The organism is Mesorhizobium sp. RIZ17 (genome assembly GCF_051127865.1).
GTDB classification, from domain to species: Bacteria; Pseudomonadota; Alphaproteobacteria; order Rhizobiales; family Rhizobiaceae; genus Mesorhizobium; species Mesorhizobium humile.
In genome coordinates this window covers 323,293-348,375 of the sequence record NZ_CP147861.1, presented here as the reverse complement: position 1 = coordinate 348,375, position 25,083 = coordinate 323,293, and the positions used below count along the sequence as shown (strand labels likewise).

Annotated in this window: 28 protein-coding genes; 14 read left to right on the top strand and 14 right to left on the bottom strand. The window is 63.6% G+C overall.

Going from position 1 to position 25,083, the window contains the following annotated elements; genetic code table 11:
- The first annotated feature begins 38 nt into the window (after positions 1–38).
- The 3 genes from WDX12_RS01805 to WDX12_RS01795 are packed head-to-tail and all read left to right on the top strand — an operon-like array spanning position 39 to position 2,595.
- Positions 39–698, top strand: a complete 660-nt coding sequence (locus WDX12_RS01805; RefSeq protein ID WP_434725758.1) for a DUF1285 domain-containing protein — start codon at positions 39–41, stop codon at positions 696–698.
- A complete protein-coding gene (locus WDX12_RS01800; RefSeq protein WP_434723727.1) occupies positions 698–1,330 on the top strand; it encodes a CoA pyrophosphatase in 633 nt (210 codons plus the stop codon). The genes WDX12_RS01805 and WDX12_RS01800 overlap by 1 nt, the downstream gene beginning before the upstream one ends.
- On the top strand, positions 1,327–2,595 hold the full coding sequence (locus WDX12_RS01795) for a CCA tRNA nucleotidyltransferase (protein ID WP_434723726.1): 1,269 nt from the start codon (positions 1,327–1,329) through the stop codon (positions 2,593–2,595). The genes WDX12_RS01800 and WDX12_RS01795 overlap by 4 nt, the downstream gene beginning before the upstream one ends.
- Before the next feature lie 23 nt (positions 2,596–2,618).
- On the opposite strand, the gene WDX12_RS01790 is transcribed toward WDX12_RS01795, so the two are convergent.
- The 5 genes from WDX12_RS01790 to hemF form a co-directional block, all read right to left on the bottom strand.
- Positions 2,619–3,599: a S8 family serine peptidase gene (locus tag WDX12_RS01790; protein WP_434723725.1), complete on the bottom strand. Its 981-nt coding sequence runs from the start codon at positions 3,597–3,599 to the stop codon at positions 2,619–2,621.
- 81 nt (positions 3,600–3,680) lie between these two features.
- Complete coding sequence (locus WDX12_RS01785; protein WP_434723724.1) at positions 3,681–4,259, bottom strand: hypothetical protein; 579 nt, start codon at positions 4,257–4,259, stop codon at positions 3,681–3,683.
- Positions 4,260–4,541: 282 nt separating this feature from the next.
- Positions 4,542–4,727: a DUF1059 domain-containing protein gene (locus WDX12_RS01780; protein WP_008877709.1), complete on the bottom strand. Its 186-nt coding sequence runs from the start codon at positions 4,725–4,727 to the stop codon at positions 4,542–4,544.
- Between the two features lie 241 nt (positions 4,728–4,968).
- The gene (locus WDX12_RS01775) at positions 4,969–5,229 is read right to left on the bottom strand and encodes a DUF1344 domain-containing protein (RefSeq protein WP_320293361.1); all 261 of its coding nucleotides are present in this window, start codon (positions 5,227–5,229) and stop codon (positions 4,969–4,971) included.
- Between the two features lie 257 nt (positions 5,230–5,486).
- A complete protein-coding gene (hemF, locus tag WDX12_RS01770) occupies positions 5,487–6,401 on the bottom strand; it encodes an oxygen-dependent coproporphyrinogen oxidase (protein WP_434723723.1) in 915 nt (304 codons plus the stop codon).
- A 120-nt stretch (positions 6,402–6,521) separates the two neighbouring features.
- On the opposite strand from hemF, the gene WDX12_RS01765 reads away from it, so the two are divergent.
- Positions 6,522–6,779 (top strand): hypothetical protein, encoded by a 258-nt coding sequence (locus WDX12_RS01765; RefSeq protein ID WP_320293363.1) that lies wholly within the window; start codon positions 6,522–6,524, stop codon positions 6,777–6,779.
- A gap of 3 nt (positions 6,780–6,782) precedes the next feature.
- Here the strand turns inward: WDX12_RS01765 and soxR are convergent, their stop codons facing one another.
- The gene (soxR, locus tag WDX12_RS01760; protein ID WP_320293364.1) at positions 6,783–7,226 is read right to left on the bottom strand and encodes a redox-sensitive transcriptional activator SoxR; all 444 of its coding nucleotides are present in this window, start codon (positions 7,224–7,226) and stop codon (positions 6,783–6,785) included.
- Positions 7,227–7,373: 147 nt separating this feature from the next.
- Entirely contained in the window at positions 7,374–7,832 is a 459-nt protein-coding gene (locus tag WDX12_RS01755; RefSeq protein WP_320293365.1) for a tRNA (cytidine(34)-2'-O)-methyltransferase, read from the bottom strand.
- Between the two features lie 470 nt (positions 7,833–8,302).
- On the opposite strand from WDX12_RS01755, the gene WDX12_RS01750 reads away from it, so the two are divergent.
- The 5 genes from WDX12_RS01750 (at position 8,303) to WDX12_RS01730 (ending at position 14,877) form a co-directional block, all read left to right on the top strand.
- Positions 8,303–8,722 carry a hypothetical protein gene (locus WDX12_RS01750; protein WP_434723722.1) on the top strand — a complete coding sequence of 140 codons (420 nt, stop codon included), beginning with the start codon at positions 8,303–8,305 and terminating at the stop codon, positions 8,720–8,722.
- A gap of 26 nt (positions 8,723–8,748) precedes the next feature.
- Entirely contained in the window at positions 8,749–10,629 is a 1,881-nt protein-coding gene (locus WDX12_RS01745; protein WP_434723721.1) for an ABC transporter ATP-binding protein, read from the top strand.
- A 154-nt stretch (positions 10,630–10,783) separates the two neighbouring features.
- A complete protein-coding gene (locus WDX12_RS01740; RefSeq protein ID WP_434723720.1) occupies positions 10,784–12,676 on the top strand; it encodes an ABC transporter ATP-binding protein in 1,893 nt (630 codons plus the stop codon).
- Positions 12,673–14,556, top strand: coding sequence for an ABC transporter ATP-binding protein (locus WDX12_RS01735; protein ID WP_434723719.1), 1,884 nt, complete (start codon positions 12,673–12,675; stop codon positions 14,554–14,556). Before WDX12_RS01740 ends, WDX12_RS01735 begins: the two co-directional genes overlap by 4 nt.
- Before the next feature lie 9 nt (positions 14,557–14,565).
- Positions 14,566–14,877, top strand: coding sequence for a DUF6665 family protein (locus WDX12_RS01730; protein WP_320293370.1), 312 nt, complete (start codon positions 14,566–14,568; stop codon positions 14,875–14,877).
- Here the strand turns inward: WDX12_RS01730 and WDX12_RS01725 are convergent.
- Positions 14,874–15,728, bottom strand: a complete 855-nt coding sequence (locus WDX12_RS01725; protein ID WP_434723718.1) for an alpha/beta fold hydrolase — start codon at positions 15,726–15,728, stop codon at positions 14,874–14,876. The two genes, WDX12_RS01730 and WDX12_RS01725, sit on opposite strands and share 4 nt — an antisense overlap.
- A gap of 73 nt (positions 15,729–15,801) precedes the next feature.
- Positions 15,802–16,146: a cupin domain-containing protein gene (locus tag WDX12_RS01720; RefSeq protein ID WP_434725757.1), complete on the bottom strand. Its 345-nt coding sequence runs from the start codon at positions 16,144–16,146 to the stop codon at positions 15,802–15,804.
- A 312-nt stretch (positions 16,147–16,458) separates the two neighbouring features.
- Here WDX12_RS01720 and petA point away from each other — a divergent pair, with 312 nt between their 5' ends.
- The 5 genes from petA (at position 16,459) to WDX12_RS01695 (ending at position 20,799) form a co-directional block, all read left to right on the top strand.
- Positions 16,459–17,019 carry a ubiquinol-cytochrome c reductase iron-sulfur subunit gene (gene petA / locus WDX12_RS01715; protein ID WP_042647595.1) on the top strand — a complete coding sequence of 187 codons (561 nt, stop codon included), beginning with the start codon at positions 16,459–16,461 and terminating at the stop codon, positions 17,017–17,019.
- A gap of 16 nt (positions 17,020–17,035) precedes the next feature.
- Entirely contained in the window at positions 17,036–18,337 is a 1,302-nt protein-coding gene (locus WDX12_RS01710; RefSeq protein ID WP_320293371.1) for a cytochrome b, read from the top strand.
- A gap of 27 nt (positions 18,338–18,364) precedes the next feature.
- Entirely contained in the window at positions 18,365–19,222 is an 858-nt protein-coding gene (locus WDX12_RS01705; protein ID WP_434723717.1) for a cytochrome c1, read from the top strand.
- Positions 19,223–19,362: 140 nt separating this feature from the next.
- Positions 19,363–20,058: an acid phosphatase gene (locus WDX12_RS01700; protein WP_320293373.1), complete on the top strand. Its 696-nt coding sequence runs from the start codon at positions 19,363–19,365 to the stop codon at positions 20,056–20,058.
- A 195-nt stretch (positions 20,059–20,253) separates the two neighbouring features.
- Positions 20,254–20,799, top strand: coding sequence for an adenine phosphoribosyltransferase (locus tag WDX12_RS01695; protein ID WP_434723716.1), 546 nt, complete (start codon positions 20,254–20,256; stop codon positions 20,797–20,799).
- 127 nt (positions 20,800–20,926) lie between these two features.
- Here the strand turns inward: WDX12_RS01695 and WDX12_RS01690 are convergent, their stop codons facing one another.
- The 5 genes from WDX12_RS01690 to WDX12_RS01670 all read right to left on the bottom strand — a co-directional run bounded on the left by WDX12_RS01690 (position 20,927) and on the right by WDX12_RS01670 (position 25,046).
- A complete protein-coding gene (locus WDX12_RS01690; protein WP_320293375.1) occupies positions 20,927–21,397 on the bottom strand; it encodes a MaoC family dehydratase in 471 nt (156 codons plus the stop codon).
- Positions 21,394–21,855, bottom strand: coding sequence for a MaoC family dehydratase (locus WDX12_RS01685; protein ID WP_320293376.1), 462 nt, complete (start codon positions 21,853–21,855; stop codon positions 21,394–21,396). The genes WDX12_RS01690 and WDX12_RS01685 overlap by 4 nt, the downstream gene beginning before the upstream one ends.
- 112 nt (positions 21,856–21,967) lie before the next feature.
- Positions 21,968–22,942, bottom strand: coding sequence for a magnesium/cobalt transporter CorA (gene corA, locus WDX12_RS01680; protein ID WP_320293377.1), 975 nt, complete (start codon positions 22,940–22,942; stop codon positions 21,968–21,970).
- Positions 22,943–23,077: 135 nt separating this feature from the next.
- A complete protein-coding gene (gene ychF, locus WDX12_RS01675; protein ID WP_434723715.1) occupies positions 23,078–24,181 on the bottom strand; it encodes a redox-regulated ATPase YchF in 1,104 nt (367 codons plus the stop codon).
- 112 nt (positions 24,182–24,293) lie between these two features.
- Positions 24,294–25,046, bottom strand: a complete 753-nt coding sequence (locus WDX12_RS01670; protein WP_434723714.1) for a tetratricopeptide repeat protein — start codon at positions 25,044–25,046, stop codon at positions 24,294–24,296.
- Positions 25,047–25,083: the final 37 nt, after the last annotated feature.

Below are 25,083 nucleotides of genomic sequence, written 5' to 3'. Positions count from 1 at the left end.
AGGCTGACAATCGGGACAACAGTGACTATTTCGTGACCATGGCCGAACGCAGCGAGCATCGTGAACAAAGCCTGGGCGAACAGAGCCCTGGCAAGCAGAGCCTGACCGGCGCCACCGAGGCTCGCGGGCTGGAGGCGTTGATCTCGCGTGCAGCCCGGGCCGGCAAGGGGCCGGCGCCGGTCGAGCGCTGGAATCCGGATTTCTGCGGCGACCTCGATATGGAGATCAAGGCCGACGGGACCTGGTTCTACCTCGGCACGCCGATCGGCCGCATGCCGCTGGTGCAGCTCTTTTCCAGCGTGCTGCGCAAGGATGCGGACGGAAAGACCTATCTGGTGACGCCGGTCGAGCGGGTCGGCATCCGTGTCGCCGATGCGCCCTTCATCGCCGTCGAAATGAACGTGTCGGGGACGGGCGATGACCAGGTCATCACCTTCCGCACCAATGTCGGCGACGTCGTCGCCGCCGGCCCCGGCCGTCCGCTGCGCTTCGTCGACGAGCACGAAACCGGCGGACTGAAACCTTATGTGCTGGTGCGCGGACGGCTGGAGGCGCTGGTGGCGCGACCGGTGATGTATGAACTGGTCGAGCATGGCGAGGAGATCGACATCGACGGCAAGACGATGTTCGCGGTACGCTCGGGAGGCGAGGTCTATCCGATCATGCCGGCCGAGAAACTGCGGCGGCTGAGCGCGTGATGGATCAGGTGACGCCGGCGCCGTTTTCAATCGCTGACTTTCGTGACCGCGTCGCGGCGCAGGCGGCGATCGTCCCCGGCGACGATTTCGGCGACCATCGCTTCAATCCCGGCCATCCCAGGCTCAACCACGTCAAGCCACTGCGCGACGCGGCGGTGCTGATCCCGGTGATCGCCCGTGCCGAGGGCGCCATGGTGCTCTTCACCAAGCGCGCCGAGAAGCTGCGCAGCCATTCCGGCCAGGTGGCCTTTCCGGGCGGCACGATCGATCCGACCGATCCTGGCCCCGAGGCCGCGGCGTTGCGCGAGACCTACGAGGAGATCGGCCTGGAGCGGGATTTCATCGAGATCATCGGCCGCATGCCCGACTACGTCTCCGGCAGCGGCTACCGGATCGTGCCGGTGCTTGCCATCGTGCGGCCGGGTTTTTCGCTGACGATCAATGCCGATGAGGTCGACGCTGCTTTTGAGGTGCCCCTGAGTTTCCTGATGGACCCGGCCAACCACGCGCGCGACAGCCGTTTCTGGAACGACCTCGAATGGTTCTTCTACGATATGCCCTATGGCGGCCAGCGCATCTGGGGCGTCACCGCCGGCATCATCCGCACGCTCTATGAAAGGCTCTATGGTTGAGTGCTGAGGTTTCTCTCTCGGGCAGGGCCGATTGGCTGGCCGACAAGCATCTGCAGAAGATGCTTGCCGCGCTGAAGCAGGGCGGCGAGGAAGCGCGTGTCGCTGGCGGCGCGGTGCGCAACGCGCTGATCGGCCAGCCAGTCGCCGACATCGATATCGCCACTACCACCGTGCCGGAGGAAACGATCCGGCGCGCCGAGGCGGTTGGTTTCAAGACGGTGCCGACAGGTATCGAGCATGGCACGGTCACCGTGGTCGCGGGCGGCAAGCCCTACGAGGTGACGACGCTGCGCGCCGATATCGAAACCGACGGCCGGCGCGCGAAAGTGATTTTTGGCCGCGACTGGAAAGCCGACGCCGAGCGGCGCGACTTCACCATCAACGCGCTCTATGCCGAAGCGGACGGCACGGTCGTCGACCTCGTCGGCGGCATCGCCGACATCGAAGCGCGGCGGCTGCGTTTCATCGGCGACGCGGAGGCGCGTATCCACGAGGACTATCTGCGCATCCTGCGCTTTTTCCGCTTCTTTGCCTGGTATGGCGACGGACGGCCGGACGCGGAAGGGCTGAAGGCCTGCGCCAGGCTGAAGGATGGGCTTGCGCGGCTTTCCGCCGAACGCGTCTGGTCCGAACTGAAGAAGCTCTTGTCGGCTCCCGATCCCTCGCGCGCGCTGTTGTGGATGCGCCAGGCCGGCGTGCTCACCGCCGTGCTGCCGGAAAGCGAGAAATGGGGCATCGACGCCATCCATGGCCTGGTCAAAGCCGGAAAGGATCTCGGCTGGACCACTGATCCGATGCTGAGGCTGGAGGCGATCGTCCCGCCCGATGCCGTGCGCATGAAGGCGCTTGGCGAGCGGCTGCGACTTTCGAACGACGAGGCCGATCGCCTGCGGCATTGGGCGCTGACCACGGTACCGGATGCCAAGGCGACCGAGACGGAACTCGCCAAGAAACTCTATTACGGCGATCGCGACGGCTATCTCGACCGCATTCGGCTGGCGCTTGCCGCCACGCGGACGCGTGCCGTCGAGGACAATCAGGCGATGATGGAAGCCGGCGGCTTTTCACGCCTGCTCAATTTCACGCTGAAATGGGAAAAGCCGGTGTTCCCGATCAAAGGCGCCGACCTGACCGAGCTTGGCGCGTCGCCGGGGCCGAAACTCGGCGCCACGCTGAAGAACCTCGAGAAGGAATGGGTGGGGTCAGGCTTCACCCTGGAACGCGGCGCGTTGATGGAACGCGCCGCGCAAGCCCTTGAGGCTTAGACGGTCAAAGCTCTCACACCCGGTCAACGTATCGCGACGGGAGCCAGGGCGCGCGACAGACTTGCCTCGCCCTTGCCGTAGACGGACGGGTTGTAATTGACCAGCGTGTCGGTGCGGGCCGTGTTGAGCAGGTCGTTGGTGATCTGGACCGGCGTTGCGTTGGTGAACTTGCTGCCGATGATCGCGGCATAGCCTGAGATGATCGGCGCGGCGAAAGACGTTCCATAAAGACCGGTCTTGTCGCCCTCGACGCCGACCACCAGGAAGTGGCTCTGCACGAGCGGGTTGGAGCCGGCATAGTCGGAGTACCAGGCAAGCTGGGCCTTGTTGGCCGTCGTGCCGTTCGTCGACAGCGCGCCGACGAAGATCGCTGTCGATTTGCCGATCAGGGCAAGGTCGAGGTAGTCCTGCTGCCCGCCCGTGACGCCACCGACGGCGACCGCGTCGTTGCCGGCGGCCTTCGAGACGATGGCCGAGCCTTTGGTTGCATAATAGATGATCGATGCCTCTTCCGGAGCCCAGCCGATCTGGTTCACGCCGTAGCCCGCGGTGGCGTACATGCCGTAGCTGAGGTTGAGAACGTTGCGGCCGGCGGCCAGCGGGACGGCCGTGCCCGTCGAGAAATCCTTGGAGCGGATGGTCGCCGCGGGAGCGACCATGCTTGCCTCCTCGCGCGTCCATTCACCGTGCCGCTGGGTCTGCACGCCGAGGCCGAAATTGCCGGAAAAGCGCGACGAGCTGCTGAAGTCGTCGACCATGGTGATGGTGACGCCCTTGCCCTTGTAGCCGGCTGCCCACGCGGCGCCGACATCGGGGCTCATCCAGCTCTGTACGACTTGCGTCGTCCGCGCGACCGGGATCGTTGCGCTTACGCAGATCGACCCACCGCCATGGCAGAGCGCAGCCATTTCGTCTGGGCTGAGAGCTTCCTGCGCCAATGCCATCGGCGCCGAAAGGATGGCCAAGGCAGCGGCGAGGCCGAACTTCAAGGACTTAACCGACATGTTCATTCTCCAGTCAGACAGAAGCAGGACAGGCGATCGTGGGTTTCGGGACAAGATGATTTCATTTGGCAGCCCCTCCGATCAGAAAGTGAGACGGTAGTTCAGCCAGAGACGCATGGTCTCGGGCTTGGCGCTGACCAGGTACTTCAGCGTTTCCTCAGGCGCGGTCTCGCCCGCCGCCAGCCGGCAGTTGACGCTGTAGGTTCCGAACGCGCCGTAGTCGGCCTCGCAAGGCTTTTCAGTCAGGTTGCCGCCGATGGTGGTGGTGACCGACAGGGACAGGGTGCTGTTGGGATTCGGATGGGTCTGGGTGAGAAATCCGAGCTTGAGGCTCGGCTCGATACGATATTTCTCGGCTTGCTCTCCGGTGCCGAACCCCCAGAGAAAGCCGGTGTCGGGCGTGATCTGAGTGAGGAAGTCGACATGCATGTCGACCCAGCTCGCGTGATACCAACGGCTGAAGGAGACCCAGCTTCCGCTCTGCAGCTCATAGCCGCCGTTGCCGAGACCCCTGGCCTTGTCGCTGAGCGAAGAACCCTGATGGACATCGACGAGCGAGGTGGTCCATTCCTGCGCGGTTGCAGCGGACGCAAAGAGGGACACGCACGCCAGGAGCACCGCCGTGCAGAGACCGCCTCGGATGTTGGACCGCTCGCGCATGCGCGAAGCACCTCGCCCCACCATTCCGGACAGCGCCTTGATGGCGAAGGGCTCCTCGGGCAGCCGCCTCTGGCCGGATCATGCGCGGGAGAATCGCACGCAGACCGTTACCGCCAAGTTATCTAAGCTGTTACGAATATAAGAATTCGCTGGAATTGTGCATAAACAGTGCCTTGGCCAGCGATCGGAGGATCGCCGACGAAGAAGGCGGGATGCGCCGGAAAACAATGGCCCGCCGGCCTTGCCGGCCGGTGACGTCTGGAAGTCTGCGATCTGGCCCGGTCAGGCGGCGTCGCGAACCTTCTGGATGCGCGAGCGGATCGCCTCGATCATGGTCTCGCGAATGACGGTCTCGCCATGCGTCTCGCGCATATGCTCGACGGCGCGGCGCATGACTTCGGCTTCCTCGTCGGCGCGCGTGTGCCAGTCACAGCCGGGAACCAGCGATCCGCATTGGAATTCCTTCATGACTCTTCCTTTCCTAGCGCGAGGTGGTTCGACCTTGGCCGGCCGCCCCTGATTTTTTGTCTTGGCAGTCCGGGAGGGAGACGGCGGCGCGCCTCTTCCGGTTGCTCTGCCGGACTACCATAACACGCGTCGGACGGTTCGGTTGCATCGAAAGTCCCCAGTCCCGGAATGGAAAGGAAAGGCGGAGCGCTATGCCCCGCCTTTCCCTGCTGCCTGAGAACTGGACCTTCAGAGCAAGGTCTTACTTCATGATCTTGACGGCCTCGGCGATCTTGTTCTTGCCGCTCGTGTCCCAGGATACGCGGACCTTCTCGCCGACCTGAACGCCTGGATCCTTGAAGGCCTTGGACAGGGTGAATGTCGACCCATCGTCCAGAACAAGGCTCATGGCCGTTCCGTCAAAGCTCTTGACGGTGCCGGTGGTGTGCTTGACCGCCGCGAACGCGGCGCCGCCGGAGGCGAGAAGGGCGGCGGCTGCCGCCGTCACGATAAGCTTGCGCATGGCATGCTCTCCTGGAAATAGGGGCGCCCGTTTGGGGAGACACCCTTCTGGTCAGGGTCGTCAAGTCGCGTCGGGTCACGGCCAGCGGAGACAGGTGATCTCCGCTTCGACCGCCGGCGCTTCCCGACCCGACGATCTTAAATAGCTCAATTTTTTCAAATGGATATTAGACGAAAAAGATATCGTCCCTGCCACATTGCTCGCCAAGATTCGGCGAATGGGACAGCAATGCGGCCATGGCCGAGTTCACCGCATCGTTACGGCCATTTTACCTCGGGCGGCAGGCTGGACAGGATCGAGGCGACATTGCCGCCGGTCTTCAGGCCGAAGATGGTGCCGCGATCGTGAAGCAAGTTGAATTCGACGTAGCGGCCGCGCCGGATCAGCTGTTCGTCGCGCTCGCCATCGGTCCAGTCCCGGTCGAAGTTGCCCCGCACCAGATGGGCATAGACGACGAGGAAGGAGCGTCCGACATCCTGGACGAAATTGAGATCGGCGTTCCAGCCGCCCTTGTCCTCGTCCGAATGCAGCCAGTCGAAGAAGATGCCGCCGATGCCGCGCGGCTCGTTGCGGTGCGGCAGGAAAAAATACTCGTCGCACCAGGCCTTGAATTTGGGATAGTCGGCGACGGCGCCGTTCTTCTCGCAGGCGAACTGCATGGCGCGGTGGAAGGCAATCGTGTCGGGATCGTCCTGGGTACGGCGGCGGTCGAGCACCGGCGTCAGATCGGCGCCGCCACCGAACCACTGGCGCGTGGTGACGACCATGCGCGTGTTCATGTGCACGGCCGGCACGTTGGGGTTCCAGGGGTGGGCGATCAATGAAATGCCGCTCGCCCAGAAGCGCGGGTCTTCCTCGGCGCCGGGAATCTGCCTCCTGAACTCGGGCGAGAATTCGCCATAGACGGTCGAGGTGTGCACGCCGACCTTCTCGAAGACGCGCCCGCGCATCATCGACATCGTGCCGCCGCCGCCGCGGCCTTCGTCGCGCTCCCAGGGGGTTTTTTCGAAATGGCCTGGCGACCATGACGCTTGCGGACCGGTGAGTTCCTGCTCGATCTGCTCGAAGGTGGCGCAGATGCGCTCGCGCAAAGCCTCGAACCAGAGGCGGGCCTTCATCTTCTTCTGCTCGATATCGGCCGGCAGGCCCACCGGAAGGTCAGGTCTTTCCAATTCGGTCTCCAGTCACAGGCTTATTGCCTGACAAATGACTCGTTTTTTTCGCCCGCGATCCCTAATCTCTTGAGGGCAAGGGTCAAGTCCTGTCTGATCCAGGTGCAAAGGAGTTCCTTCGTGCGCACCCCGGCAAGACCGCCGCTGGATGGCTTGAAGAAGAGACTGGAACGTTCGCGGGCGGAGCGCGCGGGCCAGTCGCGAGACGGATTCCTGCGTGAGACCTTCGTGCTGCCGCGCCCGGATGCGCGCCTCAAGGCGAAGGAGTGGTTCGAGCGCTTTCCGAAGCAGGCCTACTGGACCGAGATCGAAAGCTGGTTCGAACGTCCAGGCGACGTGATCGAGTTCACCATGCGGCGGCTGCCGGCGGCCGACTAGGCATCAATTCACCACCAGCCGCCTCGCACCTGTACCCTCCCGGGCCAAGCGGTCTTCCTTATTCCTCAGCGGACACTTGTCGATCGACATGCAGCCGCAGCCGATGCAATCGGTCAGGCCGTCGCGCAATTTCTTGAGCTGGCTGATCTTATGATCGAGCCCGTCGCGCCAACCCGTTGAAAGCAGGTTCCAGTCCTCGCGGGTCGGGGTGCGGCCCTCGGGCAGGGATTGGAACGCAGCGGCGATGTCGGCGAGCGAGATGCCGACTTCCTGGGCGACGCGGATGATCGCCACGCGCCGCAGCACGTCCCGGCCGTAGCGCCGCTGGTTGCCCGAAGTGCGATGGCTGCGGATCAGGCCGCGCGCCTCGTAAAAATGCAGCGCCGATACCGCCACGCCGCTGCGCACGGCCACCTGGCCGACCGTCAATTCCCTTACCGGAGCCATTCTCAAATTCTCGCTTGACCTAAAGTTAAGTTGAGCTTGTAGCCAAGAAATGTCGATAGGGCAATTGAGGAGAAGGCGATGTGCGCCTGGGCAAGAATGATTGCGGACGGGAAGCCCGTCCGAGACAGCGAGGAAGCGCGGCAGATCCTAGCCGAGCTGGCGAAGCGCTTCGCCGGCGACCATGGCGACCGACAGCGCGACATTGATGCTGCGCGCTCCCGGCCGCATCGGGATGGTCAGTCGCGCGTCGGCCGCCTGGTGGACTTCTTCCGTCACGCCGGCGGATTCGCGGCCGAACAGGAGAATGTCTCCGGCGGCAAAGGCGAAGTCCGTATAGGCGCTGGTGGTCTTGGTGGTGAGCAGCACAAGGCGGCGCGCATGCGCCTTTCGCCATTCCTCGAAGGCGTGCCAGTCGGCATGGCGGGAAAGCGCCGCCATTTCGAGGTAGTCCATGCCGGCCCGTTTCAGCGCCCGGTCGGAGAGCGGGAAGCCGGCCGGCTCGATGATGTCGACACCGATGTCGAGGCAGGCGGCGAAGCGCAGGATTGTCCCGGTGTTGCCGGCGATATCCGGCTGGTAGAGCGCGATGCGGAGACGATCGTTCATTTCCGCATCCTGCTAATAAGTGGCAGATCGGCCACAGGCGCCTCCGGCTTTCGGCGATTTCTGGACTGGCGGGTGGCCATTTTCTGCGAAGTCGAGTATATGCCCACCATCGTCAACCCGAACCGAATGGAGGGGAACACATGATGACCATGCACATCCAGCTCCCATCCGGGGCTCACGTATGCCCACCGGCGGTTTCGGTACGACGATTCTTCTGACACTTTAAGTCCTCATCGCACCGATTCCCGCCGAACCCAGTTTTCGGCCTTCGAAGGAATCTTGCGATGTTTTTCAAACTGCCAAAGGGGCGCCGCGCCCCCGCTGAACGTGTCAAGACCGATGCTTGCCGTCGTGTCGAGGCTGACGCTCGTCGTCTGGTCCCGGCCGATTCGACCCGCGCCTTCGGCCGAATGCCGGTGGTCGAGGCCGCATCACCCTTTTTAACGCATTTGCATATGGAGGACGGACCAATGTTCGATCCCTACAAGATACCGGGGTCAAGAAGCCTGCATGAGCGCAAGGTGGCCACCTGGGCGCTGCTGATCGGCGAGACCTACTCGTCGGCGGTGCATGCCGAGGAACGGCGCAGGCCGCATCGCGGCATGCTGCCGGACGTCGATTTCTCGCGCGCGGTGCCCGACCACAGCCGGCCCACGCTGGTGCGCCGGATCATCCGTTTGATCCGGCCAGGCGACAGGAACCGGGCAGGTTCCGGCCTTTCGTCCGGAAGTTCGGGGCCGTTAGGATCGTCAAACGAGCCTGTCGGCGAAATGACGGAGAAACCCTATATTGCGCGAAGCAGGGCCGGTGACGCGGATGATTCCGTATCGCCGGCCCGCAGCAGTGCCGCGCGGCCGCAAAGCCTTGCCCATCAATCCCGCGCCGCGTGAGCGCATAGATAAATCGAGTGCCTGGAATGTTCCGCTGGTTTGAAAACAGGCTCGATCCGTTCCCCGCCGCGGAGCCGGTCGAGCCGCCGAAGACGCTGGTCGCTTTCTGCGTGCATTATACGCGTGGCGCCTGGCCTTATATCCTTATCGATGCAGCGCTGGTGACGGCGATCGCCGTCGCCGAAGTGTGGATGTTCGGCTTCATGGGCCGTATCGTCGACTGGCTGTCCGGGCAGAACCGCGAAACCTTCCTGCAGACTGAGAGCTGGAAGCTCGCCGGCATGGCCTTCGTCGTGCTGTTTGCGCTGCCGGGCACGGTATGGCTGCATTCGCTGCTCAACCAGCAGACGCTGATGGGCAACTATCCCATGCGCATCCGCTGGCAGGTGCATCGCTATCTCTTGAAGCAGTCAATGTCCTTTTATCAGGACGAGTTCGCCGGCCGCATCGCCACCAAGCTGATGCAGACGGCACTCGCCGTGCGCGAATGCGTCATCAAGCTGATCGACGTCCTCAACTACGTCATCGTCTATTTCCTCGGCATGCTGTTCATCGTCGGCTCGGCGGATTTGCGGCTGGCGGTGCCACTTGCCGTCTGGCTGGTCGGCTATATCGGGTTGCTGCGTTATTTCATTCCCCGGCTGGGCAAGGTCGGCGAGGAGCAGGCCAATGCGCGCTCGACCATGACCGGCCGCGTCGTCGACAGTTACACCAACATCCAGACGGTGAAGCTGTTTTCCCATGCGCGCCGCGAAGCCACTTTCGCCAGGGAAGGCATGGCCGGCTTCCTCGAGACGGTCTATCGCTCGATGCGGCTGGTCACGGTGCTCTACGGCCTGCTCTACATCCTCAACGCGCTGCTCCTGTTCTCGGTCACCGCGCTGTCGCTGTGGCTGTGGCTCGGCCAGGCTGTCACGATCGGCGCCGTCGCCGTGGTCATCGGCCTGGTGTTGCGCATGTGGGGCATGTCGCAGTGGATCATGTGGGAGATGTCGGGCCTGTTCGAGAATATCGGCACAGTGCAGGACGGTATCCAGTCGATTTCGCTGCCGCGCCTGGTCGAGGATAGGCCGGGTGCGAAGGACATCGCCGTCAGCCAGGGTGAAATCCGCTTCGAGGACATACGCTTCCACTATGGCAAGCAGAAGGGCGTCATCGAGAACCTGTCGCTCACCGTGAAGCCCGGCGAGAAGGTCGGCATTGTCGGCCGCTCGGGCGCCGGCAAGTCGACGCTGGTCAATTTGTTGCTGCGCTTCTACGACCTGGAAAGCGGCAAGATCCTCGTCGACGGCCAGGAGATCGCTTCGGTGAAGCAGGATTCGCTGCGCGCGCAGATCGGCATGGTGACGCAGGACACCTCGCTGCTGCACCGCTCCGTCCGCGAAAACATCCTCTATGGCCGCCCGGATGCGACAGATGAGATGCTCATCGAGGCGACGGGGCGGGCCGAGGCGCTGGACTTTATCGGCGGGCTCATCGATGCCAACGGCCGCACGGGATTCGATGCTCATGTCGGTGACCGCGGCGTCAAACTGTCCGGTGGTCAGCGGCAGCGCGTCGCGATCGCGCGTGTGATGCTGAAGGACGCGCCGATCCTCATCCTCGACGAGGCGACATCCGCGCTCGATTCGGAAGCCGAGGCGGCGATCCAGGAAAACCTCTACCGGCTCATGCAGGGCAAGACCGTCATCGCCATCGCGCACCGTCTGTCGACCATCGCGGCGATGGATCGGCTCGTCGTCATGGACAAGGGCCGCATCATCGAGGAGGGCTCGCATGAGGAACTCGTCGCCAAAGGCGGCCTCTATGCGCAGCTCTGGCAGCGTCAGTCCGGCGGCTTCCTGCTCGATGAAGCGCCAGCCGAGGTCGATGCCAAGGCGCCGGAATCGGAGATGGCAGCGGAGTAACGCGATCGCGATTTGCATCAAGGTTGCGACGATTGCCGGGAATCGATCCCGGGCGTAACCACGACCTAGTCAGAGGGCCTGCCTCGACCTGGTCAGAGGCCTGCCGGCGGCCCCGATCGGGTGCCGGCGGGTTTTCGGCATCCATGAGAGAAAAATGCTCGACCGCATCTTCACCTGGTTCGAAAGCCGTTATTCGCCGGTGGCGCTGGCCGATGACCGGCAGCCGCCAATGGGGCTTTGGCGGTTCTACTGGTATTTCATAAGGCAGTTTCGCGCCGCCTATTGGCTGCGCATGATCATCGTTGCCGTCGCGGCGATAGTAGACGCGATGCTGCCGATTTTCGTCGGCCTGATCGTCGGCCTGCTCTCCAGCACCAAGCCAGGCGATTTCTTCGCGGCACATGGGCCGCTGCTCGTCATGATGGCGATCGTCGTGCTGCTGCGTCCGCTGTCGATGGTCGTCGACGGGCTCATCCGCAACCACGCCATCGCGCCGAACCTCATCGACCTCATCCGCTGGCAAAGCCATTGGCATGTCGTGCGCCAGGACTGGTCTTTCTTCCAGAACGACTTTGCCGGCCGCATCGGCACCAAGGTCATGCAAAGCGGCGATTCGGTGGAGATGAGCGTCAACCTCACCGTCGATGCCGTCTGGTACGCGCTGGTCTTCGTTGCGGTCGCCATCGTGGTGTTGGCGCGGCTCGACCCACTTCTCCTGGCGGTGGTGGCGGTGTGGCTGGTGTTCTATTGCCTGATCTTCTGCCTGGCGATGCCGAGGATCACGCAACGCTCGTCCCAACTGTCGGAGAGGTGGTCGCAGGTGAGCGGCCGCATGGTCGACAGCTACACCAACATCCTGACGCTCAAGACGTTCTCGACCGGCGAGCACGAGGACGAATATGTCTCGCAAGCGGTGGTCGAGCATGCCGACACGTTCTACCGGCTGATGCGTGTTTTCACGTTGATGTGGTCGGCCCTGTTCGTCCTCAACGCGACGCTGCTCATCGCCATAAGCTGGCTGGCGCTGGCCGGCTGGAACGCCGGCGCCATGACCACCGCGGCCGTGGCGACGGCGATACCATTCGCGCTGCAGATCGCCAACATCTCCGGCAGGATCCTCGATGTCGGCGCCAACGTCTTCCGGCAGATCGGCGTCGCCAGCAATTCGATGACGACGATCGCACGTCCCATCAGCATGCAGGACGATCCAGGCGCGCCAGCCCTTGTCGTCAGCGCCGGCGGCATCGAGTTCGACAGGGTGAACTTCAACTATTGGCGCAAGGACGGCAAAGGCGGCGTCATCGACAATTTGTCGCTGACGATCGCGCCGGGCGAGCGGGTCGGCCTGATCGGCCGTTCGGGAGCCGGCAAGTCGACGCTGGTCAATCTCGTGCTGCGGCTGTTCGACGTGCAGGACGGCAAGGTGCTGATCGACGGGCAGGACATCCGCAACGTCTCGCAGGAAAGCGTCCGCGCGGCAATCGGCTTCGTCAACCAGGACACCTCGCTGTTGCATCGATCCGTTCGCGAAAACCTCAAATATGGGCGCCAGTCCGCCAGCGACGAGGCCATGTTCAGCGCCGCCAAGGCCGCTCAGATCGACGATGTGATCGCGGCACTGACCGATCCGCATGGGCAGAGCGGCTATGAGGCGCTTGTCGGCGAGCGCGGCGTGAAGCTCTCCGGCGGCCAGCGGCAGCGCATCGCGATTGCCCGCGTCATGCTGAAGGACGCGCCGATCCTTATCCTCGACGAGGCCACGTCCGCGCTCGATTCGGAGGTGGAGGCCGCCATCCAGGAGAACCTCTACAAGCTCATGCAGGGCAAGACCGTCATCGCCATCGCCCACCGGCTGTCGACCATTGCGGCGATGGACCGGCTGGTCGTCATGGACAAGGGCCGCATCGTCGAGGAAGGCTCGCATGAGACCTTGATCGCCAAGGGCGGGCTCTACGCTCAGCTCTGGCGGCGCCAGTCGGGCGGGTTCCTGCTGGAGGAAAAGCAGGCGGCCGACAGTTTGGCGACGAAAGGCGAAGCCGCCGAATGATGCAAGCCGTCTATCACTGGTTCGAGCGCTGGGTCTATCCGTTCCGCGAGCCGGCGAATCTGCAGCCGCCCGCCAGCGTCGGCGGCTTCCTGTGGCATTATGTCGGGCAGGCAAAGCTCGCCTTCTTCGCCATGCTGATCATCGGCGGCATCGCGCCGCTGGTCGAGGCCGGCCTGTTCTATTTCGTCGGCAGGCTGGTCGATATCCTCGATCAATTGCCCGGCGAACGCAGCTGGCACGCGCTTTGGGCCGCAGCCGGCCCAGAACTCATGTTCATGGGCGCGGTGGTGCTCGTCATCCGCACTGCCGTCGTCGGCCTTTCGGCGCTGGTCGACGAGCAGACGATCACGCCCGGATTCTACAATCTGGTGCGCTGGCAGGCGCACCGGCATGTCTCGCGTCAGTCCTACGCCTTCTTCCAGAACGATTTCGCCGGCCGCATCGCGACAAAAGTCTGGCAGGCCGGCCAGGCGACGGGCGACCTGATGGAGAGCTTCATCGAGGTCGTCTGGTTCATGATCGTCTACACGGTGACGACGCTGGCGCTTGTCGCGGGGCTGGATTTGCGGCTGGCAGTGATGGTCGTGGTGTGGATCGCGGCGTTCGGCTGGCTGGCCAAACTCTATCTGCCGGCGATCCGCAAGCATGCCGAGGCGACGGCCGAGGCGGGCTCGATGATCACCGGCCGCATCGTCGATTCCTATTCGAACGTCCAGACGCTGAAGCTGTTTTCGGCCGATGGCGACGACCGCTATATCCGCAACGGCTTCGACATCTATCTCGATGCGCTGCGGCCGTTCACGCGCCGGCTGACCGGCGTGCGCATGGCGCTGACCATGCTCTCCGGCGTCATGATCACTTCGATCGCCGCCTTCGCCATCTATCTGTGGGTCGAAGGTTCGATCACCGTCGGCGCCGTCGCCTTCACGCTGTCGCTGGTGCTCAGGCTGAACATGCTGCTGGGACGGTTGATGATGCAGCTCAACGGCATTTTGAGGAATCTCGGCGTGCTGGAGAATTCCAAGGCGCTGATCTCGCAGCCTCTGGGTCTGACCGACGCGCCGGATGCCAAGGAACTGGTTGTCACAGGCGGCCGCATCGACGTCAGCAACGTCACCTTCCATTACGGCAAGGGGCGAGGTGTGCTCGACGGCATCGATCTCGTCGTGCGTCCGGGCGAGAAGGTCGGGCTGGTCGGGCCGTCCGGAGCGGGCAAGACGACTTTGGCCAATCTGATCCTGCGCCTCTACGATCTGGAAGGTGGCCAGATCCTGATCGACGGTCAGGACATCGCGCAGGTGACGCAGAATTCGCTGCGCGGCAATATCGGCGTGGTCAGCCAGGACACCGCGCTTTTCCACCGCTCGCTGCGCGACAACATCAAGCTTGGCATGCCGGACGCCACCGACGCGCAAGTGATCGCCGCGGCGAAGAAGGCCGAGGCGCATGAGTTCATCCTGGGACTGCGCGACAATCGCGATCGCGCCGGCTACGAGGCCTATGTCGGCGAGCGCGGCGTGAAGCTCTCGGGCGGCCAGCGGCAGCGCGTCGCGATCGCGCGCGTCTTTCTCAAGGATGCGCCGATCTTGATCCTCGACGAGGCGACCTCGGCGCTCGATTCGGACATCGAGGCGGCGATCCAGGAAAATCTGACGCGTCTGATGGAAAGCAAGACCGTGATCGCGATCGCGCACCGGCTGTCGACGATCGCGGCGCTCGACCGGCTGGTGGTGCTCGACGGCGGCCGCATCGTCGAACAGGGCACGCATGACGAGCTGGTGGCGCTCGACGGGCTCTATGCGCGGCTCTGGAAACGACAGTCCGGCGGCTTCCTTTTCAACGAGGAAAGCGTGCTGGAAGAGACGCGACCGGCGGAGTAGAACGGCGCCATGTCGGTACGCATGCCCACGAATTTCGGACGGTCAGGCGCGCAGGAAAGCGCGCTCGACCTGCTCGGCCACGAAATCCTCGCCGAAAAAGCCGCCGCGCTCGGCCGCGCCGGCCAGCGCGTGGAGGAAACCCTTGCCAAGTTGCGCGAGGGCGGCGAGGGCGAGCATCGCAACCGGTTGCTCAAGGAAGCGGCCGCGGCCGTTCACGCCTACTTCATCCAGCGCGAGCTTTGCGGCCTGCGCAAGCATGACGCCGTGATCCGTGAGTACGACATTCCAAGGGCGGTGCTGGTCAGGCTCGGCGCCAGCTAGCCGCCGATTTCCTCGCGGAAGCGCGCCAGCCGGGCAGCGAGCGCCTCGGGGTTCTCTTCAGCCGCGAAGTGTCCACTGTCGGCGATGATGTCGCCTTCCACCCGCGATAGACCGGCGGACCGTAAGCCCTCGAGATAATCGGCGATGTCGCCGGTTTCGGCCGAGCCCCTGAGATAAAGCACCGGCGTGGCGATTGGCGCCCTGGGCGGGGCGGAATTGATCTTGGCGTCCGCGGCGAAAGCGCGGTACCAGTCGAAGCCAGCCTTGAGACTTTCCGGCCGCGAATAGGCCTTGGCATAAATGTCCCTGGCTTCCGCAGGGATCGCCGATTTTTCCTTCGAAAGAATATCGAAAAAGAAATCGAAATAGGCGCGCTCGTGGCCGCTCACCAGCATCTCGGGCAAAGCCGGGATCGCATGGAAAGCGAAATGCCAGATATGCGGATTGCGGATGACTTCTTCCCACGGCGCTACGCCGGGGATGACGACGTCCATGATCGCCGCGCCTGACAATGCCTCGGGCTCGTCGCGCAACAGGGCGAATGCGATCTGGCCGCCGACATCATGACCGGCGACGATGACCTGCCGCAAGCCGCAGGCGCCAATCAGACCCTTCATCAATCTTGCCAGATGTGTCTTTTCACCAGTCTCGGGCGCACCGTGCGAGCTGCCGATGCCGGGCAGATCCGGCGCGACCACGCGCTGGTTCTCGGCCAGCCGGTCGATGATTGCCTCGAATGCATATGAACTCTGCGGCCAGCCATGCAGCAGCAGAAGGCCGGGCGCGTCGAACGGTCCGGCTTCCCGGATTGCGATAGCCATCCCCTCGACCTCGACGGCGTGTGTTTGCATGCTTCGATCTCCATCGGTGCCAGATGGACGGAACTAGGCTGCGCTCACGCTTCGGACAGGTGGATTGGAAGAATCATTCCAGCCACTCGGTGATGAAGTGGCCGTTCTCGTGGATGTCGGTGCTTTCGAGCGGGCCGGGGCCGAGATTGGTGAATTTGTGCGGCGTGTCGGGGGGCACGATCAGTATCTGGCCGGCCGTGGCCCTGATTTGCTGGTCGCCGATCGTGAACAGGCCGGTGCCGGAGCGGATGACGAAGATCTCTGCATAGGGATGCTTGTGCAGGCGCGGGCCGCCGCCGACCGTCGGCTGATAGTTGAAGATCAGGCAGGAATTGGCGCCGAACCGGCCGCATTGCAGTTCGCCTTTCCAGCGGTCGGGTGCCTCGGCCCAGCTGTCGCGTTCAATGACATGCGCCATGGCTGGACAATAGACCGGGCCAGAAGCCGATGTCGAGGCGAACATTGGCTCGATTTCACCCGGGATTTCCCGCTGTTTCATCCTGTCCGGCGGCCGAGCGGGGATGCGCCGGCCACGGCCGCCGCGCATCCCCGCGACAATCTGCCCTTGTGCCTTCACCCGACTGGACAAAAACGGGCCGCACGCATAAACCGAAAATCCAAATGCCGGAGGAATTCGCTAGCCTGTTCGCCATGCGCTGTCGGGCAGGTGCGATTGAGCGGGGACAAGGCTCGGCCTCCGGTTAGGAAGAGGCGAAAGGATCAGGCACCCGTGAGCGCAACCGACATCCACGATCCCAACCGTCGCGATTTTCTCTATGTAGCCACCGGCATGGCCGCCGTTGTCGGCGCTGGAGCCGTCGCGTGGCCGTTCATCGACCAGATGCGTCCCGACGCCTCGACGCTGGCGCTGGCCTCGGTCGAGGTCGATGTCTCCTCGCTGCAGCCGGGCAGCTCGCTGATCGTCAAGTGGCGCGGCAAGCCGGTGGTGGTGCGCAACCGCACCGAAAAGGAAATGAAAGACGGCGAGGCCGTCAATCTCGCCGATCTCAAGGATCCGATCGCGCGCAATGCCAACCTGCCGTCCGACGCGCCGGCGACCGATGCCAACCGCACCACGCCCGGCAAGGAAGCCTGGATGGTGATGGTGCAGGTCTGCACCCATCTCGGCTGCATCCCGCTCGGCCAGGAAGGCGATTTCGGCGGCTGGTTCTGCCCGTGCCACGGTTCGCAATACGACACCGCCGGCCGCATCCGCAAAGGCCCGGCGCCGGAGAACATGGCGATCCCGGTATTCAAGTTCATTTCCGATACCAAGATCCTTATCGGTTGAGGCAGGGGATATTTCGATGAGCGAGGGACACTCGACCTATACGCCCAAGACCGGTATCGAGCGCTGGTTCGACGCCCGCATGCCGCTGCCGCGGCTGATCTATGACAGCTTCGTCGCCTATCCGGTGCCGCGCAACCTCAACTACATGTGGACGTTCGGCGGCATCCTGTCGATCATGCTGGTCTCGCAGATCCTGACCGGCATCGTGCTGGCCATGCACTACACGTCCGACACCACTCTCGCCTTCGATTCGGTCGAGAAGATCATGCGCGACGTGAATTCGGGCTGGCTGCTGCGCTATCTGCATGCCAACGGCGCCTCGTTCTTCTTCATCGCCGTTTACCTGCATATCTTCCGGGGCCTCTTCTACGGCTCCTACAAGGCGCCGCGCGAGCTCCTGTGGATCCTCGGCTGCATCATCTACCTCCTGATGATGGCGACCGGCTTCATGGGCTATGTGCTGCCCTGGGGCCAGATGAGCTTCTGGGGCGCCACCGTCATCACCGGCTTCTTCAGCGCCATCCCGCTGGTCGGCAACTGGATCCAGCAGCTGCTGCTCGGCGGCTTCGCCGTCGACGATCCGACGCTGAACCGCTTCTTCGCGCTGCACTACCTGTTGCCGTTCATGATCGCCGGCGTGGTGGTGTTGCACGTCTGGGCGCTGCATGTCGTGGGCCAGTCGAATCCGACCGGCATCGAGGTCAAGTCGAAGACCGACACCGTGGCGTTCACGCCCTATGCGACCATCAAGGACGCGTTTGGCATGATCGTGTTCCTGTTCGTCTTTGCTTATTTCGTCTTCTACCTGCCGAATTATCTCGGCCATGCCGACAACTATATCGTCGCCAACCCGCTGAAGACGCCGGCCCACATCGTTCCGGAATGGTACTTCCTGCCGTTCTACGCGATCCTGCGCGCCATCACCTTCAACGTCGGGCCGATCAACTCCAAACTCGGCGGCGTGCTGTGCATGTTCGGCGCCATCGCCATGCTGTTCCTGGTGCCGTGGCTCGATACCTCCAAGGTGCGCTCGGCAGTGTACCGCCCGTGGTACAAGCTGTTCTTCTGGCTGTTCGTGGCCGACGCCATCCTGCTTGGCTGGCTTGGCTCGCAGCCGGCGGAAGGCGCTTATGTGTTCATGGCGCAGATGGCCACGCTCTTCTACTTCGCCTTCTTCCTGATCATCATGCCGGTGCTCGGCCTGATCGAGACGCCGCGCAGGCTGCCGAACTCGATCACCGAGGCGGTGCTGGAGAAGAACAAAGGCGGCAGCGGGCATCCGGCGGGCGCCACGGCCGCACCACAGACCAAGGGCTGAGCGGTAGAGAATCTAAGGGGATTTGGCATGAAGAAGATTCTCACCTCGCTGGCGCTGATCGGCCTTGTGGCTGCCGGCACCGCGGCAATAGCCGCTGAAGAGGAACACAACGCGGCCGCGCCGACGCATTTCCCGATCAACGAGCCGAAGGAAATGAGCTGGAGCTTCACCGGCCCGTTCGGAACCTATGACAAGGCGCAGCTGCAGCGCGGCCTCAAGGTTTACAAGGAAGTCTGCTCGGCCTGCCATTCGATGAATCTGGTGGCGTTCCGCACGCTGTCGGACCTTGGCTATTCCGAGGCCCAGATCAAGTCGCTGGCCGCGAGCTACACGATCCATGACGGCCCCAACGATGCCGGCGACATGTTCGATCGTCCCGGCAAGCCGTCGGACCATTTCCCGGCGCCGTTCCCGAATGTAGAGGCCGCGGCAGCTGCCAATGGCGGGGCCGCTCCGCCGGACATGTCGCTGCTCGCCAAGGCGCGCGGCGTCGAGCGCGGTTTTCCGCAGTTCGTCTTCGACATCTTCACCCAGTATGATGCGGGTGGCCCGGACTACATCCACTCGCTGCTGACCGGCTACGATCAGACGCCGCCCGCCGGCATGGTCATCCCGGAAGGCACGCACTACAATCCGTATTTCATGTCGGGCGTGTCGCTGAAGATGCCGAAGCCGCTCTCCGACGGTCAGGTGACTTATGACGACGGCGCGCCGCAGACAGTCGATCAGTATTCTCGCGATGTGGCGAGCTTCCTGGCATGGGCGGCAGAGCCGCATATGGAAGACCGCAAGAAGACCGGCTTCCGCGTGCTGGCGTTCCTGCTGCTGTTCGGCGCATTGATCTACATGACCAAGCGCCGCGTGTGGGCCGACGTGGCGCACTGAGGCGCTATCGACCGCACGCAATCCAAGAAGGGCGCCGCAAGGCGCCCTTCTTGCATTTCGGCATGCGTAAACCGGACCATGTCACATGGCCGTCATCGCGGGCGGTGATCCTGCCTTGCCCTCATCAAAGGATCACACCCATGAGAAGATACGTCTCGCTCGCGGCCGGCTTCCTGCTGCTCGTCACTGGATACGCCGCCCATGCTGACGAAGCCCAGCCTTTCGTCACCAACAAGGACATCGACCTGACGATGATCCTGCCGCCGCCGCCAGCCAATGATTCGGCGGAAACCAAAGCCGAGCTCGGCGAGGTGCTGACGTTGCAGGTGACGCGCACGCCGGAAATGGAAAAGCGCGCCATCGCCGATGCCGAAGAGAATGTCTGGCGCTTCGCGGATGTCATGGGGCCGAAGTTCAACAAGGAAACGCTGCCGAAGTTCAGCGCCTTCTTCGATCGCGTCGTGGCGACCGAAGGCGCCGTCGTCGATCCGGCCAAGGATGTCTGGAAGCGTCCGCGCCCACATCAGCTCAGCGACCTGGTCAAGCCGGTCGTGAAGCTGTCGAACTCCGGTTCCTGGCCGTCGGGTCATGCGACGGTCGGCACCATGATGGGCATCATCCTCGCCGATATGGTTCCGGAAAAGCGCGCCGAGATCATGGCGCGTGCGGCCGAATTCGCCCATAACCGCGTGGTCGGCGGCATCCACTATCCGTCCGACATCGAGATGGGAAAGATTTCCGGCAGCGTCATCGCCGCGGTCCTGCTCAACCGCCCCGATTTCAAGGCCGAATACGAAGTGGCGCGCTCCGAGTTGCGCTCGGATCTCGGCATGTAGTCGCGGCGATCTCGTCTGCCTTTCGAAGGGCGCCTTCGCAGGCGCCCTTTTCATTATGGCCGAGGCCGTTCAGGGGCTGATCCTTTGCCGGATGTGCTTGTCTCTGGCGTAACATCGCGGTAGCCCTTGTCGGTCGCGTCGGGCAGCAATGGCCGACGCCGTCAAATCCGACAGCCGGACACGCGGAAAGCCTCGATGAAATCCTCCCTCGAAGACACGCTGCTTGCGGCCATCCGCACCATTCCGGATTACCCCAGGCCCGGCATCCTGTTTCGCGACATCACCACGCTGCTCGGCAATGCGCGCGCCTTTCGCCGCGCCATCGACGAGCTGGTGCATCCCTATGCCGGGCTGAAGATCGACAAGATCGCCGGCATCGAGGCGCGCGGCTTCATCCTGGGCGGCGCCGTGGCGCACCAGCTTTCGGCGGGCTTCGTGCCGATCCGCAAGAAGGGCAAGCTGCCTTATGAGACGGTGCGCGTGGCCTACAGCCTCGAATACGGGCTGGACGAGATGGAGATGCACAAGGACGGCGTCTCGCCGGGCGAGAAGGTGATCGTGGTCGACGACCTGATTGCCACCGGCGGCACGGCGGAAGCGGCGGTGAAGCTGCTCAGGCAAATCGGCGCCGACATCGTCGCGGGCTGCTTCGTCATCGACCTGCCGGACCTCGGCGGCCGCAAGAAGCTGGAAGCGCTCGACGTGCCGGTCAGGACGCTGATCGGGTTCGAGGGGCATTAGTGAGTAGTGAATAGTGAATAGTGAATAGTGAATGGCTATTCGATGATAAGCGTCGAATTTATCCGCGCACACTACACACTACACACTACACACTACACACTACACACTACTCACCATTCACCATTCACTACTCCACCTTCACCAGCACGGCGCTGTCGAACTCGATGACCTTGTCGCCGGTCGAATCGGAGGCCTCGCAGCGCAGTGTGAGCAGGTTCCAGCCCGGACGCCCGGCAAGCGGGCGGTGGGCCAAGGCGGTGCGCGTGAAGGTCACCGTCTCGCCGGCATAGACCGGCTTCAGCCATTTCAAATTGCGGAAGCCGGGCGAGGGGCCGAATTCGGGTTGCGGGCCGGGGCCGGTCCAGCGCACGCCCTCGGTCTCCATGCGCTTTTCGAGGTTGTATTTCATCCAGGTGGCGGCGGTGTGCCAGCCGGAGGCGCAGAGCCCGCCAAGCACGCTGTTCTTCGCCGCCTCCTCGTCGACGTGGAAGACCTGCGGATCGTATTTCCTGGCGAACGCCTTGATCTCGTCGGCCTCGAATTTATGCGAGCCGAGCGTGACGGTCTGGCCGATCAGGAAGAATTCGTCGAGGGTCATGCCCCGGCCCCGCGGGTCAGGAACATACCGGTGTTCTCCAGCTCGAAGACGCTTTCGCCGCGCTGGTTGACGAGCTCGCTGCGCATGGTGATCAAGCCGAGCTGCGGCCTCGATTTGGATTGGCGCTTGGACAGTATGGTGACCGTGCCGGTCAGCCGGTCGCCGGCCAGAACCGGCTTCTTCCATTTCACATGCTCGATGCCGGGGGAGCCCTGCGAGGTCGAATCGAGCAGGAAGGCGTCGCACAACATGCGCATGAACATCGCGCAGGTGTGCCAGCCCGAAGCCGAAAGCCCGCCAAGGATGCTCGCCTTGCCGGCTTCCTCGTCGAGATGCATCGGCTGGGCATCGAATTCGCTGGCGAATTCGATGATTTCGGCAGCTTTTACGTCCTTGCTGCCGATGTCCAGCGAGGCGCCCTCGACAAAATCCTCATAGGCCCAGGTCTTTCCGGTCATGCTGACAATCCGGTTGACGACGTGCGATCCGTAGGTCGGGCACCCCGGATGAAGGCCAATGGCGATTTGGTCAAGTGATTTCTGGTAAGCCAGCCGTCGCCGGCAAACACCGTCAGAGCCAGCCGCGGCGGCGGAAATACCAGAAGGGCAGGATCGCCGAGACCACCATCAGGCCGATGGCGAAGGGATAGCCCAACTCCCATTTGAGCTCGGGGATGATGTCGAAATTCATGCCGTAGATCGACGCGACCAGCGTCGGCGGCAGAAAGATGACGGCGGCGACCGAGAAGATCTTGATGATGGCGTTCTGCTCGATCGAGATCATGCCAAGCGTGGCATCGAGCAGGAAGGAGATCTTCTGCGACAGGAAGGTGGCATGGTCGGCAAGCGAGAGCACATCGCGCGACAGCGTCTTGATGCGGGCGCGCACATCCTTGCTCATCTTGGTCTGGGCGGCGACATGGGCAAGAAAGCCGGCAAGGCGCTGCAGCGAGATCAGGCTGTCGCGGACCGAGGAAGCGATGTCCTCCTTGCGGCCGATGCCTTTCAGGAGCTCCTGGAAATCGCGGTTGCGCTTCGAGGCTTTGGTCGAGCGGGCTTCGAAGATGTCGCGCGAGATCACTTCGACCTCACGGCCGGCGCGCTCGAGGATGTCGGCCAGGCGATCGACGATCGCTTCCAAAAGACCGATCAGGATGGTGTCGCCGCTGGTACAGCCGGTCGCCACCTTTTCGGCGCGCAGCGGGAAGGTCTTGAAGGCTTTGGGTTCGTGGTAGCGGATGGTGATCAGCCTCTTGCCGGCAAGCGCGAAGGTCACCGGCGACATCAAGGGATCGTCGGCCTCGGTCTGCGCCGGCAGCACGGCGGTCATGAAGTAGCCGCCGTCCTCGATATAGAGGCGGCTCGAAATCTCGATCTCCTCCATCTCCTCGCGGGTCGGGATGGCAATGCCCAGCCAGCCCTCGACGCGCGCCTCTTCCTCCTTGGTCGGGTTGAAGAGATCGGCCCAGACGACCCTGTCGCCATCGGCCGCAAGGTCCTCGGTGAGGCGCAGGCGATCATTGTCCACGACGAAGGTTTTTATCATCGCCGGGTCTCCCTTGCCGGAAAGGGTTTCGTTCGATTGCACCGGGATTGCCGACGAAACACCGCCTGCAATAGCCGACTAGCCCCGTGATATCACAAGGTCAAGACAGCGGGCGGTAGCGGCACCGAAAGGGAATCAGGTGTTGAACTTGAACAGCATGATGTCGCCGTCCTGGACGACATATTCCTTGCCTTCGTCGCGCGCCTTGCCGGCTTCCTTGGCGGCCACCTCGCCGCCCAGCGTTACGAAGTCGTTGTAGGAGATCGTCTGGGCGCGGATGAAGCCACGTTCGAAGTCGGTGTGGATGACGCCGGCCGCTTGCGGCGCCTTATCGCCTTTGTGGATCGTCCAGGCGCGCGTCTCCTTCGGCCCGACGGTGAAATAGGTGATCAGATGCAGGAGTTCGTAGCCGGCGCGGATCACCTTGTTGAGGCCCGGCTCATCGAGGCCGATCGACGCAAGGAACTCCATTTCCTCCTCGTCGGAAAGCTGGGCAACTTCCGCCTCGATCGCCGCCGAGATCACCACCGTGCCGGCGCCCTGCGCGGCGGCCATCTTCTCCACCGCCCTGGTGTGCTCGTTGCCGGTGGCGGCGTCCGCCTCGGCGACGTTGCAGACATAGAGAACGGGATGCGAGGTGAGCAGGTTCAGCCCCTGCAGGATGCGCAGATCCTCCGCCGCGATGCCGTTCAACAGGAAGCGCGTCGGCTTGCCGGCCTGCAGCAGTTCAAGCGCGGCCTCCATCATCGGCAGGACGGCCATGGCTTCCTTGTCCTTGCCTGCGGCCCGCTTGCGGATCTGGGCGATGCGGCGCTCGAGACTTTCGAGGTCGGCGAGCATCAGCTCGGTCTCGACCGTCTCGGCGTCGGCGACAGGGTCGATGCGGCCTTCGACATGGGTGATGTCGTCATCCTCGAAACAGCGCAGCACATGCACGATGGCGTCGACCTCGCGGATGTTGGCGAGGAACTGGTTGCCCAGCCCTTCGCCCTTGGAGGCGCCGCGTACCAGGCCGGCGATGTCGACGAAGGAGATGCGGGTCGGGATGATCTCCTTCGACTTGCCGATCGCCGCGATCTTCTGCAGGCGCGGATCCGGCACCGCCACCTCGCCGGTGTTCGGCTCGATGGTGCAGAAAGGATAGTTGGCGGCCTGCGCGGCGGCCGTCCTGGTCAGCGCATTGAACAGCGTCGACTTGCCGACGTTGGGCAAGCCAACGATGCCACATTTGAAACCCATGTTCGTCCAGTCCTGTCGGAATTCGATTTTGGTGAGGGCTATGGGCGATAGGGGTGACGAACGTCAAGCCCCGATCGGCCGCCTCACGGCCGCTAATCTGGTTATCGCCGGATCACCGCGCAAGCTGGCGCAGCCGGGCGAGACGCTCCGGTTCGCTGCGGACGAAGGCCTGGTCCTTCTCCAGCACAGCCAGCGCCTCTCGGGCGCTGTCGCGAGCGCCGTCCAAGTCGCCGAGAAGGGCGCGGCATTCGGCCAGCTCCTCCAGCACATAAGGCGCCTGCGCGCCGTCGGCGGCCGCCGCAGCTGCGGTTTCTTCGGCAAGCCGGTGGGCTTCTTCCAGGCGCTCCAGCGCACGCAACGTCCTGATCACGGCATAGCGCGCGATGCGCAGCTCGCGTTTCTCGCCGGCCGAGCGGCGCAGCTCGACCGCCTGCTCGAACAGCGCCAATGCATCCGCGAGCCGGCCGGCGTCGAAATAGGACCAGCCGAGATTGTTGAGCAGGGGGCCACGCCAGATACCGGCCTCCGGATGCTCGCCGATATGGGCAAGGGCCGTCGCGGTCCATTCGACGGCGTCGTCAAGCGTACCGACGATTGCCAGCATATGCGCGGCATCCGCGGCCAATGCATGAGCTCCGGCTGCCCGCGCCAGTCGCCAGGCTTCGCCGAACAGCGGCCGCGCCGTCTCGCGCTCGCCGGCGGAATTGTAGAGGCGACCGCGTTCGAGGGCGCAGAGCGCGCGGGCTTGCGGATCGTCGCCGGCCAGACGACAGGCCTGGTCGATCAGCGCGTGACCCGCGGCGAAGTCCCCGGCCAGGCCGAGTTTTCTGGCGCGTGCCGCGATATCCGAAACACTGTCCGCCATGCCGATCTCACTTGTGGCCCGGGTGCGATGCCGCTGA